This window comes from Mobilicoccus sp. (assembly GCF_032060985.1).
GTDB lineage: Bacteria > Actinomycetota > Actinomycetes > Actinomycetales > Dermatophilaceae > Mobilicoccus.
In genome coordinates, this window is record NZ_DAMBGD010000006.1 from 98,909 (window position 1) to 117,000 (window position 18,092).

An 18,092-nucleotide genomic window follows, 5' to 3' on the forward strand; every position below is an offset into this window, starting at 1 on the left:
TCACATCCTCGCCCATGTCGACGTCGAGTTGGGCGCAGGGGGCGACCCGATCCGTCCCGCGACGGCCACGGGTCCCGGAAATCCGGTGGACCGGTCGGACACGGTGGACTCAGACTCGAGCACCATGAGCAGGATGTCTTCCCGGGTCGACCCCGACCCCACGATCGTGCCGACCGCATCGACGCCGTCGTCCGCGGGCTACCCGTGTCCGCTGCCCGGGACGGGGAACACCGCCCTGTGGGCCGACGTCGACACGATCGAGCCGGCGGCGCAGCAGCAGCTCCGCAACGTCGCCGCGCTGCCGTGGACACGGCGTCTCGCGGTCATGCCCGACGTCCACTACGGCAAGGGCGCGACGGTCGGGTCCGTCATCGCGATGGAGGGCGCCGTCGCCCCCTCGGCCGTCGGCGTCGACATCGGCTGCGGCATGGCCGCGGTCCCGACGTCCCTGCGCGCCGAGGACCTCCCCGACGACCTCGGGCCGCTGCGCGCGGCGATCGAGGCGGCGATCCCCGTCGGGTTCCACGCCCACGACGACGCGGCCGACCTCCGCGACGACCCGGCCCTCGCCGCACGGGTGACGAGCCACCTGCGGGGCTTCGACGGGCTCCGCGCCCCGCGGGTCGCGGACCGGCGGCTCCGCGCGATCGCCCAGTGCGGCACGCTCGGGGGCGGCAACCACTTCATCGAGACGACCCTCGACGACGAGGGGCGGGTGTGGCTCATGCTCCACTCCGGCTCCCGCAACATCGGCAAGGAGCTCGCCGAGCGTCACATCGAGCGGGCGAAGGGGCTCGAGCACAACCTCGGCCTGCCCGACCGTGACCTCGCCGTGTTCCTCGCCGACACCCCCGAGATGGAGGCCTACCTCCACGACCTCCACTGGGCGCAGGAGTACGCCCTTCTCAACCGCGAGTCGATGCTCGTGCTCCTCGAGGGGGTCGTGCGGCGGGCCTTCCCGACCGTGGAGTTCGGCGAGCGCGTGACGTGCCACCACAACTACGTCGCGCACGAGACCTACGACGGTCTCGACCTCGTCGTCACCCGCAAGGGCGCGATCCGGGCCGGCCGCGGCGACCTCGGCCTCATCCCGGGGTCGATGGGCACGGGCTCCTACGTCGTTCGCGGCCTGGGGAACGAGGCGGGTCTGTGCTCGGCCTCCCACGGGGCCGGGCGACGGATGTCGCGGACCAAGGCGCGCAAGGCCTTCACCCTCGCCGACCTCGCCGAGCAGACGTCGGGGATCGAATGCCGCAAGGACGCCGGCGTCCTCGACGAGATCCCCGGGGCCTACAAGGACCTCGGGGCGGTCATCGAGGCGCAGACGACCGGCCCGAGCCCGCTCGTCGAGGTCGTGACCAGGCTCGAGACGATTCTCTGCGTCAAGGGCTGAGTCCCCGCGCTCGTCCCCGCCGTCCCCGCCACCACCTGCGGGGACGGCGGGGCCGAAGGGTTGTCGGAGGGGGCACCTACGATGTCCGACGTGCCTACGAACACCGCTCCCGCCCGGCCCTCCCACGACCATCTCGTCGTCCGTGGCGCCCGGGAGCACAACCTCAAGGACGTCTCGATCGAGATCCCCCGTGACGCACTCGTCGTGTTCACGGGGCTGTCGGGGTCGGGCAAGTCCTCGCTCGCCTTCGACACGATCTTCGCCGAGGGGCAGCGCCGTTACGTCGAGTCGCTGTCGGCGTACGCGCGCCAGTTCCTCGGCCAGATGGACAAGCCCGACGTCGACTTCATCGAGGGCCTGTCACCGGCGGTGTCCATCGACCAGAAGTCGACGAGCCGCAACCCCCGCTCCACCGTCGGCACGATCACCGAGGTCTACGACTACCTTCGGCTGCTGTTCGCGCGGGCGGGGCGCCCGCACTGCCCGGTGTGTGGTGAGCCGATCACCCGGCAGAGCCCCCAGCAGATCGTCGACCGGCTGCTCACGCTGCCCGAGCGGACCCGGTTCCAGGTGCTCGCGCCCCTGGTCAAGGGCCGCAAGGGGGAGTACGTCGAGCTGTTCACCGAGCTGCAGACCAAGGGGTACGCCCGGGCCCGCGTCGACGGCGAGGTCGTCTCGCTCGCCCATCCGCCCAAGCTCGACAAGCAGAGGAAGCACACGATCGAGGTGGTCGTCGACCGGCTCGTGGCCAAGGGCGGCGACACCTCCGCCACGCGACGGCTCACCGACAGCGTCGAGACCGCGCTCGGTCTGGCCGACGGCGTCGTCGTCATCGACTTCGTCGACGTCGAGCGCGACCCCACGCCCGCCGACCTCGAGCAGGATCCGCACGCCCTGCCCAGCGAACGGCGGTACTCCGAGCGCATGGCGTGCCCGAACGACCACGTCATCAACGCCGACGAGATCGAGCCCCGGTCGTTCTCCTTCAACAGCCCGTTCGGCGCGTGTCCGGCGTGCACCGGCCTCGGCACCGAGCTCGAGGTCGACCCCGAACTCGTCGTGCCCGACGAGGACCTCTCGATCCGGGAGGGGGCGATCGCCCCGTGGTCACAGGCCTCGGGAGTCGCCGACTACTTCCTCCGCGTGCTCACCGCCCTCGCCGGTGACCTGTCCTTCTCCCTCGACGTGCCGTGGAAGGCGTTGCCGCAGCGGGCCAAGGACGCGATCCTCCACGGCCACCAGCACAAGGTGCACGTGCGCTACCGCAACCGGTTCGGCCGCGAGCGGCAGTACTCGACGGGCTTCGAGGGTGCGATCCCGTTCGTGCGGCGTCGTCACGGCGAGACCGAGTCCGACATGTCGCGCGAGCGGTACGAGGGGTACATGCGGCAGATCCCGTGTCCGGTGTGCAAGGGCGCGCGGCTCAAGCCCGAGTCCCTCGCCGTGCTCCTCGGCGGCCGCACGATCGCCGAGGTGAGCGGCCTGGCCATCGCCGAGTGCGCCGAGTTCCTCCAGACCGTCGAGCTCAGCGAGCGGGAGGCCGCGATCGCTGCGCGGGTGCTCAAGGAGATCCAGGCCCGCCTGGGGTTCCTGCTCGACGTCGGCCTCGACTACCTCTCGCTCGACCGGCCCGCCGGCACCCTTTCGGGCGGCGAAGCCCAGCGCATCCGGCTCGCGACACAGATCGGGTCGGGCCTCGTCGGGGTGTTGTACGTCCTCGACGAGCCGTCGATCGGCCTGCATCAGCGCGACAACCACCGGCTCATCGGCACGCTCACGCGGCTGCGCGACCTCGGCAACACGCTCATCGTCGTCGAGCACGACGAGGACACGATCGAGACCGCGGACTGGGTCGTCGACATCGGGCCGGGAGCGGGGGAGCACGGCGGCGAGGTCGTCCACTCCGGACCGGTCGCCGAGCTGCTCACCTCGTCACGGTCCATCACCGGCCAGTACCTCTCGGGCCGCAAGCTCATCGAGGTGCCGCGTCAGCGCCGCGGCGTCGACCCCGACCGGCAGATCACCGTCGTCGGAGCGAGGCAGAACAACCTCCACGACGTCGACGTGTCGTTCCCGCTGGGGGTGTTCGTCGCCGTCACCGGCGTCTCGGGGTCGGGCAAGTCCACCCTGGTCAACGACATCCTCTACACGGTGATGGCCAACAAGCTCAACGGCGCCCGCCAGGTCCCGGGCCGGCACAAGAGCGTCCGCGGGCTCGAGCAGCTCGACAAGGTCGTCCACGTCGACCAGAGCCCCATCGGCCGCACGCCGCGGTCCAACCCGGCGACGTACACGGGGGTGTTCGACAACATCCGCAAGCTGTTCGCCGAGACCACCGAGGCCAAGATCCGCGGCTACCAGCCGGGTCGATTCTCCTTCAACGTCAAGGGCGGACGCTGCGACGCGTGCTCCGGCGACGGCACGATCAAGATCGAGATGAACTTCCTGCCCGACGTCTACGTGCCGTGCGAGGTGTGCCACGGCGCCCGGTACAACCGGGAGACCCTCGAGGTGCACTTCAAGGGCAAGACGATCGCCGAGGTGCTCGACATGCCGATCGAGGAGGCCGTCGAGTTCTTCGGCGCCGTGCCCTCGATCGCGCGTCACCTGCGCACCCTCACCGACGTGGGTCTCGGCTACGTCCGCCTCGGTCAACCGGCCCCCACGCTGTCCGGTGGTGAGGCACAGCGCGTCAAGCTCGCCTCGGAGCTGCAGAAGCGCAGCTCCGGCCGCACCGTCTACGTGCTCGACGAGCCGACGACGGGGCTGCACTTCGAGGACATCCGCAAGCTGCTCGGCGTTCTCCAGGGGCTCGTCGACAAGGGCAACACCGTCCTCGTCATCGAGCACAACCTCGACGTCATCAAGAGCGCCGACTGGATCGTCGACCTCGGTCCCGAGGGCGGTCACCGCGGTGGCACCGTCGTCGCGGAGGGCACCCCCGAGCACGTCGCGACCGTCGAGGCCAGCCACACCGGTCGTTACCTCGCGCGTGCACTGGCCAAGGTCGACCACGTCCCGGAGGTGCTCCCTCCCGCTGCGCCCGTCCCGCGTGGCGGCGCCGTGGCCCTGTCGGCGGCGGCGAAGAAGGCCGCGGCGGCGGAGAAGAAGGCGGCGAAGAACGGCACGAGGAAGACCGCCACCAAGAGCGGTGCGAGGACGACCACGGCGGCGAAGACCACCGCGAAGAAGACCGCGGCGACGAAGCCCACGGCGACGAAGACCACGGCGACGAAGAGCACGGTGGCGGCGCCCACCGCCGACGACGCCGCGCCGGCGACGGAGATCGACCGACCCTCGGGCACGACCGCCGGGGAGGTGGCGCCCCCGCCCCGCCGCAGCCGCAAGGCCGCTGCGATCGCCCGCCGTACCTGACCCGCGCGGCCGGGCCAGGACCTCCGACCCTGCCCCGAGGGCGAACGCCCGGCGCGGTGGCGGGCGTGCCTACAGTGGTCGCACCCGTGACGGCGCGACGCGATCTTCACGGGCCGCACCCCACCTCGCCACGCGGCACCACCCCGACGAGAGGACGGCCATGACCGGGCCCCAGCCCACCTCGGCACCCACGACGTTGACCTCGGATCAGGACGCGGCACCCGCCCCGTCCCGGCGCACCGTCCTCCGCATGGTCGGCCTCGGCGGCGCTCTCGCCACGGTCACGTTCATGGCGGGATGCGGTTCGAACGAGGGGTCGTCGTCCGAGGTTCCGGCCAAGGTGCAGGAGGCCGTACAGCAGGCCGTGGCGTCCGGCAGCGTCCCGGTGGGCAGCGGGCTCGTCCTCGAGGACGTCGGGGCCGTGGTCACCCAGCCGGCGCAGGGGGAGTACCACGTCTTCTCCTCCACCTGCCCCCATGCGAACGGCAAGGTGACGACGTTCGAACAGGGCCGCCCCGCCTGTCTGCTCCACGGCAGCATGTTCGACCCCAAGACCGGTGACGTCGTCGCCGGCCCCTCGCAGCAGGGCCTGCGCAAGTACGACGTCTCCCTCCCCGGCGCCACCGGCTGATCGGGCGTCCTCACCGCCGACGGGAGCCGCCGGCTCCGCCCTCGTCACGTGGTCGTCGCCCCGAGGTCAGCGACTGATGAGGCCGGTCTCGAGAGCGCGGAGGACGGCACGGGTGCGGTCGCGCACCCCGAGCTTGAGCAGGACGTTGCTCACGTGGTTCTTCACGGTGCCTTCGGCGAGGTGCAGACCGTGGGCGATCTCGCGGTTGGAGTACCCCGCGGCGAGCAGGCGCAGGACGTCGAGCTCGCGCTCGGTGAGGGGCTGTGGCGTGAGCGGCGGATCCGGTTCGGCGGCGGGGTGGGTGAGGGTGTCGAGCAGGGCGGCCGTGACGGCGGGTTGGACGAGGCGCCCACCTGCGGCGACGACGTCGATGGCCGAGACGAGCGTGTCGAGGGTGACGTCCTTGAGGAGATAGCCGCGGGCCCCGGCACGCAGCGCCGAGAGCACGGCCTCGCCGTCGTCGAACGTCGTCAGCACGACGACCGCCGGACGCGAGGGCGTGGCGGGGGCCGGCCGGGTGGCGAGGGCCTGGAGGGTGCCGATGCCGTCGAGCCGCGGCATCCGCAGGTCGAGCAGGACGACGTCGGGATCGACCTCGGCGATGAGCCGGAGCGCCTCCTCGCCGTTCGCGGCCTCGCCGACGACCTCGACGTGCCCCGCGATCGCCAGCAGGCTCCGGATGCCCTGACGGACGAGCGTCTGATCGTCGACGACGACCACCCGCACCGGGGTCGTCGATCCCCCGGCCTCGATGCGGCTCGTCCGGGTCATGCCGCTCTCTTCGGTCATGTCGTCCCCGTCCCGTCGAGGGGGAGGCGTCCGACGACCCGGAAACCCTCGCCGGGCGCGGTGGCCACGGTGATGATCCCGCCCAGTGCCGCGAAGCGCTCGTTCATCCCGGTCAGCCCGTTCCCCCAGATCGGTGGGGTGCTCGAGCCCGGCCCGTCGTCGACGATCCGCATGACGAGTTCGCCGTCCTCGCCGCGGACCGTCACCTCGGCACGCGTCGCCGACGGATGCCGTGCGGCGTTGGTGAGGGCCTCCTGCACGCCGTGGTAGACGGCGTCGGCCTGGGGTGAGGTGAGGGACGGGACGTCCTCGACGACGAGGCCCGCGGGGAGGGGCGAGCTCGTCGTGAGCCGTCGCAGGCGCGCGGCGAGGTCGGGCCCCGGCTCACGCATCCCCCCGACGACACCCCGCACCTCGGTGAGGAGTCCGCGGGCGAGGTCGCGACACTCCGCGGTCGGCGGCCCGGCCGGGGTGTCGGCGGTGACGTGGGAGAGCGCCTCGAGGTTGAGGGCGAGCGCGGTGAGCTGGTGACCCATCGTGTCGTGCAGGTCGCGGGCGATGCGCAGCCGCTCGGCCTCCCGCGTGGCCTCGGCCAGATCGGCCTGGGCACGGGCGAGTTCGTCGTGTCGCGCCCGTAACTCCGCGTGCGCCGTGTCGAGCGCCCGTCGCGCTCGGTCGGCACGGCCCTGGAGGTGGACGAGCACGACGGCGAACAACTGGAACCCGGTGTAGGCGGCGACCCAGATGAGCACCGCCTCCGGGTTCGACGTCACCCCACCGACGACCCAGACGACGACGAGCATCTGCAGCGCGACGACACCGAGGGTCCAGGCGAGGGGGAGGACCGCGGCGACGACCACGGTCGTCGTCACCGTGAGGATCGGGGTGGTCGTGAGGACCGGCGGCAGCGCCATGACGGTGAGCCCGATGAGCAGCAGCGCCGCGGCCTGCACCCGTTCGCCGACCGCGGACAGCGGGACGACGGTGTCGGCGAGGAAGACCACGAGGTAGGCGACCATGAGGGTGAACCACGGCCAGCCGGACTGGACACGCAGCTGCGGGTCCAGCACCGTCGGCAGCAGCACGGCCACCCAGGCCAGCACCCCGCCGACGATGGCGAGCGCGATGATCCCGGTGTCACCGGCGTGGCCGCCGGAGGGGTCGGAGGCGGCCGCTCCGACCGGCGCCACGTCTCCTCGGTGTTCCACCCGATCAGGATAGGGACGGGGCCACGGCGCCCGGACGTGCCGGAAGTCATGGGTGCAGGTCGTGACGACCGGCACGCGCGCGGGGACGCGTCCCACGCGGATCGTGGAGGCATGACCACGACCACAAAACGTCCGACGCTCGTCGGCGTCCACGGCGTCGCCAAGCGCTACGGGCCGGTTCAGGCGCTCGCGGGCGTCGACCTCTCGGTGTCACGCGGTGAGACCGTCGCGATCCTCGGCCCCAACGGTGCCGGCAAGACCACCCTCATCGAGATCATGCTGGGACTGCGCACCGCGGACACCGGCACCGTCACGCTGTTCGGCGGGCCGCCGGGAAGGAACGGGATCCCGGAACGCGTCGGTGCGATGCTCCAGGACACCGACGTCCCGGAGCTGCTCACCGTCGCCGAGATCGTCCACCTCGTGCGCCGCTACTACCCGTGGTCCCTGCCGACGGCCGAGATCCTTCACCGGGCCGACCTCACCGACAAGGCCGGGGTTCGAGCCACCAAGCTCTCCGGAGGTCAGAGACAGCGGTTGTCGTTCGCCATGGCCATCGCGGGGGACCCCGACCTGCTCTTCCTCGACGAACCGACCGCGGCCCTCGACGTGCACGCCCGCCGGGCGTTCTGGGACCAGATGCGCAGCTTCGCGGGCCTCGGCAAGACGATCCTCTTCTCCTCCCACAATCTCGACGAGGTGGCGGCCCTGGCCGACAGGGTCGTCGTCATCCGCCAGGGACGCGTCGTCGCCGACGACACCCCCGACCGGATCGCGGCGACCTTCGCAGCCTCCGAGGTGGGCCTCCGCACCGACGCGCCGTCGGAGTGGTTGCGGTCGCTGCCCGGAATCGTCGACGTCCGCTCCTCCGGCGACGTCGTGACCCTCGTGACGACCGAACCGGAGGCCGACCTCGCCGCCCTCTTCGCGGCCGGGCATCGCGTCGCCGGACTCACCGTGGCGCGAGCCGACCTCGAGTCGGCCTTCGTCGCCCTCACCGACGACGACGACCGGAGCGCAGCATGAACCCCGACGCCACGACCACGGACGCACCGACCACGGACGCACCGACGACCACGACCGGCGCCGACGCCGACGCCGGGGCGACCGATCCCCGCACGGACGCGGCCGGGGCCTCCCGCGAGACCGGCCGCGCGCTCAGCCCGACGAGCACGCGGTCCGGCGGCCGCGGCGGCATGGTGCGCACGCAGATCCTCGCCGAGCTGCGACAGAGTCTGCGATCGCCCGCCAACGTCATCGGGACGGTGGGGGTGCCGGTCATCCTCTTCGCGATGTTCGCCCTGCCCAACCGCGGTCAACAGCTGCCCGGGGGGACGGACGTCGCGACGATGCTCATCGCCTCGTTCGCCGCCTACGGCATCGTCTCGCTGTGCATCTTCACCTTCGGCGTCGACATCGCCCAGGAACGCGCACGCGGGTGGTTGCGTCGCCTGCGGTCGACCCCGATGCCGATGTGGGTGTACTTCGCGGGCAAGATCGCGATGGCGCTCGTGCTCTCCGCGATCGTGGTCGGCCTCGTGCTCGCCGCCGCCGCGATCGCCGACGTGCCCTTGAGCCTCGACCCGGTGCTGCGGACGGTCGGGGTGCTTCTGCTCGGTACAGTCGTCTTCGCGCCCCTGGGATGTGCCCTCGCGTTCCTGGCCCCGCCGAAGGCGGCGGCCGCGATCGGGAACCTCGTCTTCCTGCCGCTGTCCTTCTGTTCGGGGTTCTTCACGCCGTTGGCGAGCCTGCCCGACGTCCTGCAGCAGCTCGCACCGTGGCTGCCGACGTATCACTTCGGACGCCTCGTCTGGTCGCAGATCGCGCCGGCGGCCGACGTCCAGGCCCTCACCGGGGAGAGCGTCGACGGACTCGCGGTGCACGTCGCCGTCGTCGTCGCCGCGATGGTCGTCGGGACGGCGCTCGCCGCCTGGGGGTTCGTCCGCGACGGGCGACGCGAACGCGCGTGACCCCCCACGCGTGCCACCCCCGGCGGGTGTCCGTCGGGGGTGGGCCATGCCTGCGGAGAGTCCGTCCCTCAATAGAGGCGGGTGTCGGCCTCGCTCTGGACGCGCAGCCAGCGATATCCGTAGCCGTCCAGCTGCACCTCGATCGGCGTGGTGGGGTCGTCGTCGAGGGCCCGCTGGTCCCAGAGGTCGATGAGGCGGGAACCGGGTTCGACGTCGTCGAGGGACAGGGTGACGGTGCAGCCCTCCGCGCCGAGGTTGTGCACGGTGACCACGGCCGCCTCCTCGCCGCGGGCCGCGAGGGCGAGGACGCCGTTCTTGCCGGCGCCGGCGCCGACGTCGAGGATCTCGACCGGGGCCCAACCGAGCTCCGGGTGTCGGCGGTGCAGATAGATGAGGGACCGGATGAACGAGTACAGCGACCCGCTGTCGCTGCGCTGGTGGGCGACGTTGACGTGGTCGGGGCCGTAGCCACCGCCGGCGAGCGGCGCGACGAGCGCGTCGGGCCCCCGCCGGGAGAAGCCGGCGGACTCCTCCGACGTCCACTGCATCGGGGTGCGGACCGCCATGCGGCCCTCCTCGGCGAGGTCCTCACCCATGCCGATCTCCTCGCCGTAGAACAGCGACGGCGTTCCCGGGAGCGCGAACAGCAGTGAGTACGCCATGCGGATGCGCCGGGGGTCACCGCCGAGCATCGGCGGCAGTCGACGCTTGAGGCCGCGATCGAAGACCTGCATCTCCTTCTCCGGCCCGAAGGCGTCGAAGACCTCCTGGCGCTCGGAATCGGTGAGCTTGTCGAGCGTGAGCTCGTCGTGGTTGCGCAGGAAGTTGGCCCACTGCGTCTCCCGCGCGAGGGGGTACTTCGCTCGCTGCCGCAACGCCTTGACGATGGGACGGGAGTCGTGGCGGGCCATCGCGAGGTAGACGGCCTGCATGCCGATGAAGTCGAACTGCAGACTGAGCCCGTCGCCGTGCTCACCGCCGAAGAAGCCGTACTGGTCCTTGTAGGGCACGTTGACCTCCCCGAGGAGGATGCCGTCGCCCGTGCGTCGCCGCAGGAGGGCGCACGTCTCCCGGAGGAAGTCCATGGGGTCGCCGAGGTCCCTCTTCTCGCCCCGCGTGTATCCGGTGGTGTCGAGGATGAACGGAACGGCGTCGACGCGGAAGCCGTCGACCCCGAGCTGCGTCCAGAAGCCGATGATCCGTCCGATCTCCTCCCGGACGGCGGGGTTGGCGATGTTGAGGTCGGGCTGGAACCGGTAGAAGTGGTGCAGGTACCACTCGCCGGTCGCCTCGTCCTTCTCCCAGATCGAGTCCTCGGCGTCCGGGAAGACGACCTTGTCGGAGGTGTCCGGTGGCTCGGTGTCGCGCCACACGTACCAGTCCCGGTAGGGGTTGTCCGTGCTCTTGCGCGACTCGGTGAACCACGGGTGCTCGTCGGAGGTGTGGTTGAGCACGAGATCGACGATGACCTTCATCCCCCGGTCGTGGGCCGTGCGGGTGACCTCGACGAAGTCACCGAGGGTACCGAGGCGCGGGTCCACGGTGTAGAAGTCGGTGATGTCGTAGCCGTCGTCCTTGTCGGGCGAGGGGTAGAAGGGCATGAGCCACAGGCACGTCACGCCCAGCTCCGCGAGGTAGTCGATCCGGCGGGCCAGGCCGGAGAAGTCACCGATCCCGTCGCCGTTGCCGTCCTGATACGTCTCGACGTCCAGGCTGTAGATGACGGCGTTCTTCCACCACAGGTCACTCGTGTCGGTGATGCGCATGTGCTCTCCTCGTCGGTGCTCGTGCGGTCGCGGTGCTCGTGCGGGCGCGGTGCTCGTGCGGTCGTCGTGCTCGTGCGGTCGTCGTGCTCGGATGGCGGGGCGTCGCCGGGGCGGTCAGCGCAGGTCGGCGAGGACGTGCTCGGCGGCCGCATCGAGCCATGGCCGCTGGTCCTGGCCGACGTGGTGGAGGTAGACCCGGTCGGCGTCGCACAGCTCCACCATCTCGCGGATGCGCGCAGTGAGTCGCCCGAGGTCGGACTCCACGAGGCAGGCCCGTCCGATCATCTCGTCGGTCGCGGCTCGGCCGATGTCGTGCAGGTGCGCGGTCGTGAGATCGGTCGCCGTGGTCGTGTCCCACACGTTGCTGCTCCACTGGTCACGCGCGATGGCCCAGGCCTCCTCCGTCGTGGGCGCCCACGAGAAGTGGACCTGGAGCACGACCTCGCCGTCACCCCCGGCGTCCCGATAGGCGTCGACGATGGCGCGGAGCCGTTCGAGGGGCTGGTTGATCGTCGCGATGCCGTCGGCCCATCGCGCCCCGCGGGCGGCGGACGCCTCCGAGAGCGTCGGCTGGAACAGCGTCGGCGGCTCGGCCGGCAACGTCCACAGCTTCGCGTTCTCGACCGTGACGAGCCCGCGGTGGGACACGGTCTCGCCCCGGTGCAGGCGGCGGATGACGTCGACGCACTCGAGCAGACGCTCGTCACGGACGTCCTTGCTGGGCCAACGCTCCCCGGTGACGTGCTCGTTCATCCACTGCCCCGTGCCGAGGCACATCCAGAACCGCCCGGGGAACATCTCGGCCAGCGTCGCCGACGCCTGCGCGATGATCACCGGGTGGTAGCGCATGCCGGGGGCGGTGACCGTGCCCAGGGTGAACTCGGTCGTCGCGAGGGCGGCCCCCAGCCACGACCACGTGAAACCCGACTCGCCCTGCCGCTCGCTCCACGGCGCGAAGTGGTCGGAGCACATCGCGGCGTCGAACCCGGCCTGTTCGGCGAGCTGCACGTCGGCGAGGAGGCGACCAGGCGGGATCTGTTCGTGGGAGGCGTGGAATCCGACGAGGGTCATACCGCCCATTGAAACCAACCCGGACGTGACCCACATCTCGGGCGGCATCCCGATCCATGGTCGGCACGGCACGCCGCCGCCCGCCGGACCCACACGCGCGCGGGGCCGATCCGCTCGGATAGGCCCCGCGTCGTCGTCCTCAGTCCTCGCCCAGATAGGCCTTGCGGACCTCGTCGCTGGTGAGCAGTTCCCGGCCCGTGCCCGAGAGCACGATCTTGCCGACCTCGAGCACGTAGCCCATGTCGGCGAGCTTGAGCGCGGCCTGGGCGTTCTGCTCGACGAGCAGGATCGTCGTCCCGCGTTCCCGCAGAGCGGTGACGGTGCTCATGATCTTCTTCATCATGAGCGGCGAGAGCCCCATCGACGGTTCGTCGAGGAGCAGCAACCGCGGGCGGCTCATCATCGCCCGACCCATCGCGAGCATCTGCTGCTCACCACCGGAGAACGTGCCGGCCGCCTGCGCCCGCCGGTCGCCGAGGATCGGGAACAGCTCGTAGACCTCGTCGAGGTCGGTCTGCAGATCCTTGTCCTTGCGGGAGTAGGCGCCCAGCATGAGGTTCTCCTCGACCGACATGCGGGGGAAGAGCCGCCGCCCCTCGGGGGAATGCGCGATGCCGAGCGACACGATCTTGTGCGCCGGCACGCTGCTCAGCTCCTTGCCGTCGAACGTGATCGACCCGCTCGCCGGCCGCAACAGACCCGAGAGGGTGCGCAGCGTCGTCGTCTTGCCCGCACCGTTGGTGCCGATGAGGCAGACGATCTGACCCTCGTCGACCGTGAACGAGATGCCCTTGACGGCGGCGATCTTGCCGTACGCGACGGCCAGGTCGCGGACCTCCAACAGCGCCATCAGCGCCCACCGTCCTTCTCGGTCTCGGTCTCGGTCTCTGTCTCGCTGCCGATCGCACCGTGGGACGGCGAGGCCGGGGGAGGCACGTGCCCCCGCGAGGGCTCCTCCCGCACGGCTGCGGGAGCCGCGGAGCCCGCCGAGGTGTCCCCGTCCCCGTCCTCGTCGTCGCCGGTGCCGATGTAGGCATCGATGACCCGAGGATCGGACTGGACCTCGCCGGGGGTTCCCTCGACGAGGGTCTTGCCGCGGACGAGGCAGAGCACCCGGTCGCAGAGCTGGAAGATGAACCGCATGTCGTGCTCGATGACGACGACCGCGAGCCCCGAGTCGCGGATCTTGAAGATGAGATCCGTGGCGTCCCGGGTCTCCTGCGGGTTCATCCCGGCCGTGGGCTCGTCGAGCAGGACGAGCTTGGGGTCGGTGGCGAGGGCGCGGGCGATCTCGAGCCGACGCTGGTGGCCGTAGGGGAGGTTGCGGGCGAGGTACTCCTCGTATCCACCGAGCCCGACGTAGGCGAGGAGCTCCCGGGCGCGGTCGCGGGTCTCGGCCTCCTCCCGGCGGAACTTGGGCCCGTGGACGATCGAGGTGAGCGGTCCGGCCGACGTGCGGCAGTACCGCCCCACCATGACGTTCTCGAGCGCCGTCATGTTGGCGAAGAGACGGATGTTCTGGAACGTACGGCTCATCCCGGCCTTGACGACCCGCCGCGGGCGGGGCGGCAGGACCGACCCGTCGAACGTGACCGACCCCTCGGTGGGCTTGTACAGACCGGTGAGGCAGTTGAAGAACGTCGTCTTGCCGGCACCGTTGGGGCCGATGAGACCGACGATCTCGCCGGGGAACACGTCGAGGTCCACGTCGTCGACGGCGGTGAGCCCGCCGAACCGCATCGTGACGCCTCGCGCCGACAGGATGGCCTCGGCGGTGCCGTCGGGCGAGGCCGGGTCGTGTGCCGTGGTGGCTGCGGTGCTCATCGGGCCTCCTCGATGTGGACTTCCTGGACTCTCTCGGCGAGTTCCTCGTCCTCCTCGTGGAACTCGAGTTTGCGGCGGCCGCTGGGCACGAGGCCCTCGGGGCGGAACCGCATCATGAGCACGAGCAGCAGACCGAAGATGAGCAGGCGGTACTCGGAGAAGAACCTCAGCTTCTCGGGGAGGAGCTTGAGCACGACGGCACCGATGATGACGCCACCGACGGTGCCCATGCCGCCGAGGACGACCGCGGCGAGCAGGAAGGCCGACTCGAGGAACTGGTACTGGTCGGGCGTCACCGAGACGTCGTGGTGGGCCTTGATCGTGCCCGCGAGTCCGGCGAGGAACGCACCGCCGGCGAACGCGAGCAGCTTGAGACCGAAGACGTTGACACCCATCGCTTCGGCGGCCTTCTCGTCCTCACGGATGGCGATCCACCCGCGACCGATCCGGCTCGCGTTGAGTCGCAGGAACACGAGGATGATGAACGCCATGAGCACGAGGAGCAGCACGTAGTAGTTCGAGAACCGGGTGATCTCGATGCCGAAGAGCTCGTGCGTCTGCCCGAAGTCGAACCCGAAGAGGTTGAGCTCGGGGATGCCCGGGATGCCGTTGGGACCCCGGGTGAGGTTGGGGCCCGTGACACCGTCGAGGTTGAACATCGTCAGGCGGAAGATCTCACCGAACGCCAGGGTGACGATCGCGAGGTAGTCGCCGGAGACGCGCAGGGTGGGCGAGCCGATGATGAGGCCGAGCACCGACGCGAAGATCGCACCGATGAGCGCGGTGACGAGGAACGGCGGTGTCCACCCGATCGTCGCGAACGCCGACCCCGACAGGACCGCGCCCACGTAGGCACCGGCGCCGAGGAACGCGATGTACCCGAGGTCGAGCAGACCGGCGAGACCGACGACGATGTTGAGGCCCACCGCGGTCGCGGCGAAGATGAGGACGTTCGTCGCGATCGACATGTTCGCGTCGGAGCCGCCCTGGGTGAGGGGGAAGGCGAACGCCGAGGCGAAGGCCGCGAGCATGAGCACGCGGTTGTGCTTGGTGGCGAGCAGGCCGAGCCAGGTGAACAGACCCGCCGCCGCGAGGACCGACATCGCGACCCCGACGTGGATGACGAGCATGACGAACCGGGAGGCGTCGGCGATCCCCAGCGCGTAGGCGACGAGGAACATCGTCCCGGCGACGAGGGCGACGAGGATCGTCACCTCGAGCCATCCGGGCAACCGGACGTGGATGAGCTCCTTGTCGGCCTGGGACGGCGCGAGGGCCGACCCGAGGGCGACGAGTGCGCCGCCCGCGAACGCGATCCAGGCGCCGGGTTCGGCGTTGACGAGCCCGCCCGCGGTCACCGTGATGATGACGAGGACGGCCGCCATGAACACCATCGTCCCGACGCCGAGGGCGCGGAGCGCCTTGCCGCCGGTGATGTACGGCTCGAACCGCCGTAGCGCGGGGACGACGTCGAGGGCGAGGACCGCGAGGCCGAACAGACCGAACGCGAGCATCCCGTACTGCATGGGGGCCGGGTTGCCGTAGTAGGTGAGGTCGCCGAGCACGTCGGGGTCGTAGCACCACGAGAGGAACGGCGCGACGACGAGCAGCACGAGCCCGAGCCCGATGACCGGGATGGCCCGGTGGGCGAACCGCCCGCCGAAGAACGGGGGAGTGAGGAAGGTGCTCATGCCCGATCCACCACCCGGGCTCCGAGCAGACCCTGCGGCCGGAACACCAGCACGAGGATGAGCAGCGAGAACGCGACGATGTCCTTCCAGGACGACCCGACGTACATCGCGGCGAACGCCTCGACGACACCGAGGGTCAGACCCCCGACGATCGCGCCGGGCACGTTGCCGATCCCGCCGAGCACGGCGGCGGTGAACGCCTTGAGGCCGGCCATGAAGCCCATCCGGAAGTCGATGTTGTTGTTCTGCAGGCCCTGGGCGACACCGGCGACGGCGGCGAGGGCGGCACCGATGGCGAACGCGATGACGATGATGCGGTCGACGTCGATGCCCATGAGGCGGGCGGTGTCCGGATCCTGCGAGACGGCCTGCATCGCGCGGCCGGACTTCGTGTGGGTGATGAAGTACCAGAGGAACAATCCGCAGACGACGAGGCACCCGATCGTGAACAGCGCCGGCCGCTGGAGCGAGAGCCCGAGGAACGGGATCGGCGCGCCGGTGACGCCCTCGATCGAGGGGAACGGGATGCGCGACTTGGCGTCGGAGAAGCCGGGCACCTTGCCGTAGAACAGGCGGATGAACTCCTGGAGGAACACCGAGATGCCGATCGCGGTGATGAGGGGTGCGAGCCGTGGGGCGTTGCGCAGCGGGCGATAGGCGACGCGTTCCATGAGGACGGCGGTGAGGACCGCGACGATCATCGCCCCGACGATCATCACCGGCAGCGCCCAGAGGCTGGTCGTGCCCTTGAACAGCAGGACGTACGTGGACAGCGCGCCGAACGCGCCGATCATGAACACCTCGCCGTGGGCGAAGTTGATGAGCTGGACGATGCCGTAGACGACGGTGTACCCGACGGCGATGAGGGCGTACAGCGAGCCGAGGCTCAGACCGAGGACGAGCTGCTGCGGCGCGGCCGCGAGGAACTCGGAGATGGCGTCCATCGGACTCCTTCCATGGGGTGATGGGGGCCCGTGACCCGGCGGTGCCCGGGACGGGCGGATGCGCGTCCCGGGCACCATTGCCGTGGGTCGGTGCCAGGCGTGGCTACTTGAGCTCGCCGGTCTTGGTGGCCTTCCAGTCCCCGCCCTCGACCGTGTAGACGGTCAGCAAGCGGGTCTTGCTGTCTCCGTACTCGTCGAACGAGACCTTGCCGGTCACGCCCTCGAAGTCGTCCTTGCCGATCGCGTCGATCGTGGCCTGGCGGGCGCCCTGCACGCTGTTGGCGTCCTTGAGCGAGGTCTTGAGGGCCTCGATGATCGCGTTGGCCGCGTCATAGGCGTAGGCGCCGTAGGCACCCGGCTCCTGGTCGTACTTCTCGGCCTTGTAGCCGTCGAGGAACTCCTTGCCCTTGGCGAGGGAGTCCAGCGGCGCACCGACCGAGGTCGTCATGTCGCCGGTCGCGGTGGCGCCGGCGAGCTGGACGTACTTGGGGTTGTAGAGACCGTCGCCGCCGACGAGCGGGACGTTGAGGCCGCCGGCCTTCATCTGCTGGCTGAGCGGGCCACCCTGGGGGTACTCCCCGCCGTAGTACACGGCCTGCGGCTTCTTTGCCGAGAGCGCCGACAGGACGTTCTGGTAGTTCGCGTCGTCGGGGTTGATGGTCTCGGCCGCGACGACCTGGCCGCCCTTGGCGGTGAACTCCTTGGTGAACGCCTCGACGAGACCCTGACCGTAGGTCTTCTTGTCGTGGACCGTGGCGACCTGCTTGATGCCCTTCTCGAGGAGGTACTGCGCCGCGAACGGGCCCTGCACGTCGTCGGTGGTGCAGGTGCGGAAGTAGTTGGGGTAGGCGCGCTTGGGCGCGTTCGCGAAGTCGGCGCCCCGGGTGAGGGAGGGGTTCGTGTTCGCGGGGGAGACCATGGGGATCTTCGCCGTCGCGAGGACCGGCTGCACGTTCTGTGCGGTGCTCGAGTTGAGGGTGCCGACGACGCCGATGACGTTGTTGTCGCCCGCGAGCGCGGTCGCGGCGTTCTTGGCCGTCTCGGTCTTGGCCTCGTCGTCCTTGGCCTCGACCTTGAGGGTCCAGCCGGGGATGGCCTTGGAGTCGTTCGCCTGCTTGACCGCGAGTTCGACGGAGTGCTGGATGCCGATGCCCATCGCGGACAGATCACCCGAGAGGGGGGCGATGACACCGATCACGGCGGTCTTGTCGCCGGACTCGCCGCCGCCGGTGGCACCGGAGCCGCCTTCGCTGCGGGAGCCGCAGGCGGTCATGGTGAGGCCGACTGCGACGAGAGCGACGCTGGTACGGACGAAGGTGCGGGACGTCATATGGGCCTCCGAATGTGGAAGAGAGATGACCGCGAGGCGGCCACGTCGGCCCCGCGCGCCCGGTTTGCCTGGGTGGGTGGAATGTATGGGGCGATGTGGT

General features: G+C 70.5%; 14 protein-coding genes. 5 read left to right on the forward strand and 9 right to left on the reverse strand.

What is annotated here, in order from left to right; all coding sequences use genetic code 11:
• The first annotated feature begins 133 nt into the window (after positions 1–133).
• The 3 genes from RT054_RS06855 (at position 134) to RT054_RS06865 (ending at position 5,399) form a co-directional block, all read left to right on the forward strand.
• Positions 134–1,393, forward strand: coding sequence for an RtcB family protein (locus RT054_RS06855; protein ID WP_396837235.1), 1,260 nt, complete (start codon positions 134–136; stop codon positions 1,391–1,393).
• 81 nt (positions 1,394–1,474) lie between these two features.
• Entirely contained in the window at positions 1,475–4,768 is a 3,294-nt protein-coding gene (gene uvrA, locus RT054_RS06860) for an excinuclease ABC subunit UvrA (protein ID WP_313022721.1), read from the forward strand.
• Positions 4,769–4,928: 160 nt separating this feature from the next.
• Positions 4,929–5,399, forward strand: a complete 471-nt coding sequence (locus RT054_RS06865) for a Rieske (2Fe-2S) protein (protein WP_313022722.1) — start codon at positions 4,929–4,931, stop codon at positions 5,397–5,399.
• Between the two features lie 66 nt (positions 5,400–5,465).
• Here the strand turns inward: RT054_RS06865 and RT054_RS06870 are convergent, their stop codons facing one another.
• Positions 5,466–6,188, reverse strand: coding sequence for a response regulator transcription factor (locus RT054_RS06870; protein WP_313022723.1), 723 nt, complete (start codon positions 6,186–6,188; stop codon positions 5,466–5,468).
• Positions 6,185–7,396: a sensor histidine kinase gene (locus RT054_RS06875; RefSeq protein WP_313022725.1), complete on the reverse strand. Its 1,212-nt coding sequence runs from the start codon at positions 7,394–7,396 to the stop codon at positions 6,185–6,187. The genes RT054_RS06870 and RT054_RS06875 overlap by 4 nt, the downstream gene beginning before the upstream one ends.
• 111 nt (positions 7,397–7,507) lie before the next feature.
• On the opposite strand from RT054_RS06875, the gene RT054_RS06880 reads away from it, so the two are divergent.
• Positions 7,508–8,422, forward strand: coding sequence for an ABC transporter ATP-binding protein (locus RT054_RS06880; protein ID WP_313022726.1), 915 nt, complete (start codon positions 7,508–7,510; stop codon positions 8,420–8,422).
• On the forward strand, positions 8,419–9,366 hold the full coding sequence (locus tag RT054_RS06885; RefSeq protein ID WP_313022727.1) for an ABC transporter permease: 948 nt from the start codon (positions 8,419–8,421) through the stop codon (positions 9,364–9,366). Before RT054_RS06880 ends, RT054_RS06885 begins: the two co-directional genes overlap by 4 nt.
• 68 nt (positions 9,367–9,434) lie before the next feature.
• Here RT054_RS06885 and RT054_RS06890 read toward each other — a convergent pair whose 3' ends face one another.
• The 7 genes from RT054_RS06890 to RT054_RS06920 form a co-directional block, all read right to left on the reverse strand.
• On the reverse strand, positions 9,435–11,132 hold the full coding sequence (locus RT054_RS06890; RefSeq protein ID WP_313022728.1) for an alpha-amylase family protein: 1,698 nt from the start codon (positions 11,130–11,132) through the stop codon (positions 9,435–9,437).
• Positions 11,133–11,246: 114 nt separating this feature from the next.
• On the reverse strand, positions 11,247–12,203 hold the full coding sequence (locus tag RT054_RS06895; RefSeq protein WP_312718067.1) for a TIGR03885 family FMN-dependent LLM class oxidoreductase: 957 nt from the start codon (positions 12,201–12,203) through the stop codon (positions 11,247–11,249).
• 139 nt (positions 12,204–12,342) lie between these two features.
• Complete coding sequence (locus RT054_RS06900; RefSeq protein ID WP_312718100.1) at positions 12,343–13,056, reverse strand: ABC transporter ATP-binding protein; 714 nt, start codon at positions 13,054–13,056, stop codon at positions 12,343–12,345.
• Complete coding sequence (locus RT054_RS06905) at positions 13,053–14,027, reverse strand: ABC transporter ATP-binding protein (protein WP_313022729.1); 975 nt, start codon at positions 14,025–14,027, stop codon at positions 13,053–13,055. Before RT054_RS06905 ends, RT054_RS06900 begins: the two co-directional genes overlap by 4 nt.
• Complete coding sequence (locus tag RT054_RS06910; RefSeq protein WP_312718065.1) at positions 14,024–15,718, reverse strand: ABC transporter permease subunit; 1,695 nt, start codon at positions 15,716–15,718, stop codon at positions 14,024–14,026. The genes RT054_RS06905 and RT054_RS06910 overlap by 4 nt, the downstream gene beginning before the upstream one ends.
• Entirely contained in the window at positions 15,715–16,662 is a 948-nt protein-coding gene (locus RT054_RS06915; RefSeq protein ID WP_312718063.1) for a branched-chain amino acid ABC transporter permease, read from the reverse strand. The genes RT054_RS06910 and RT054_RS06915 overlap by 4 nt, the downstream gene beginning before the upstream one ends.
• Positions 16,663–16,765: 103 nt before the next feature.
• Complete coding sequence (locus RT054_RS06920; RefSeq protein ID WP_313022730.1) at positions 16,766–17,992, reverse strand: branched-chain amino acid ABC transporter substrate-binding protein; 1,227 nt, start codon at positions 17,990–17,992, stop codon at positions 16,766–16,768.
• Positions 17,993–18,092: the final 100 nt, after the last annotated feature.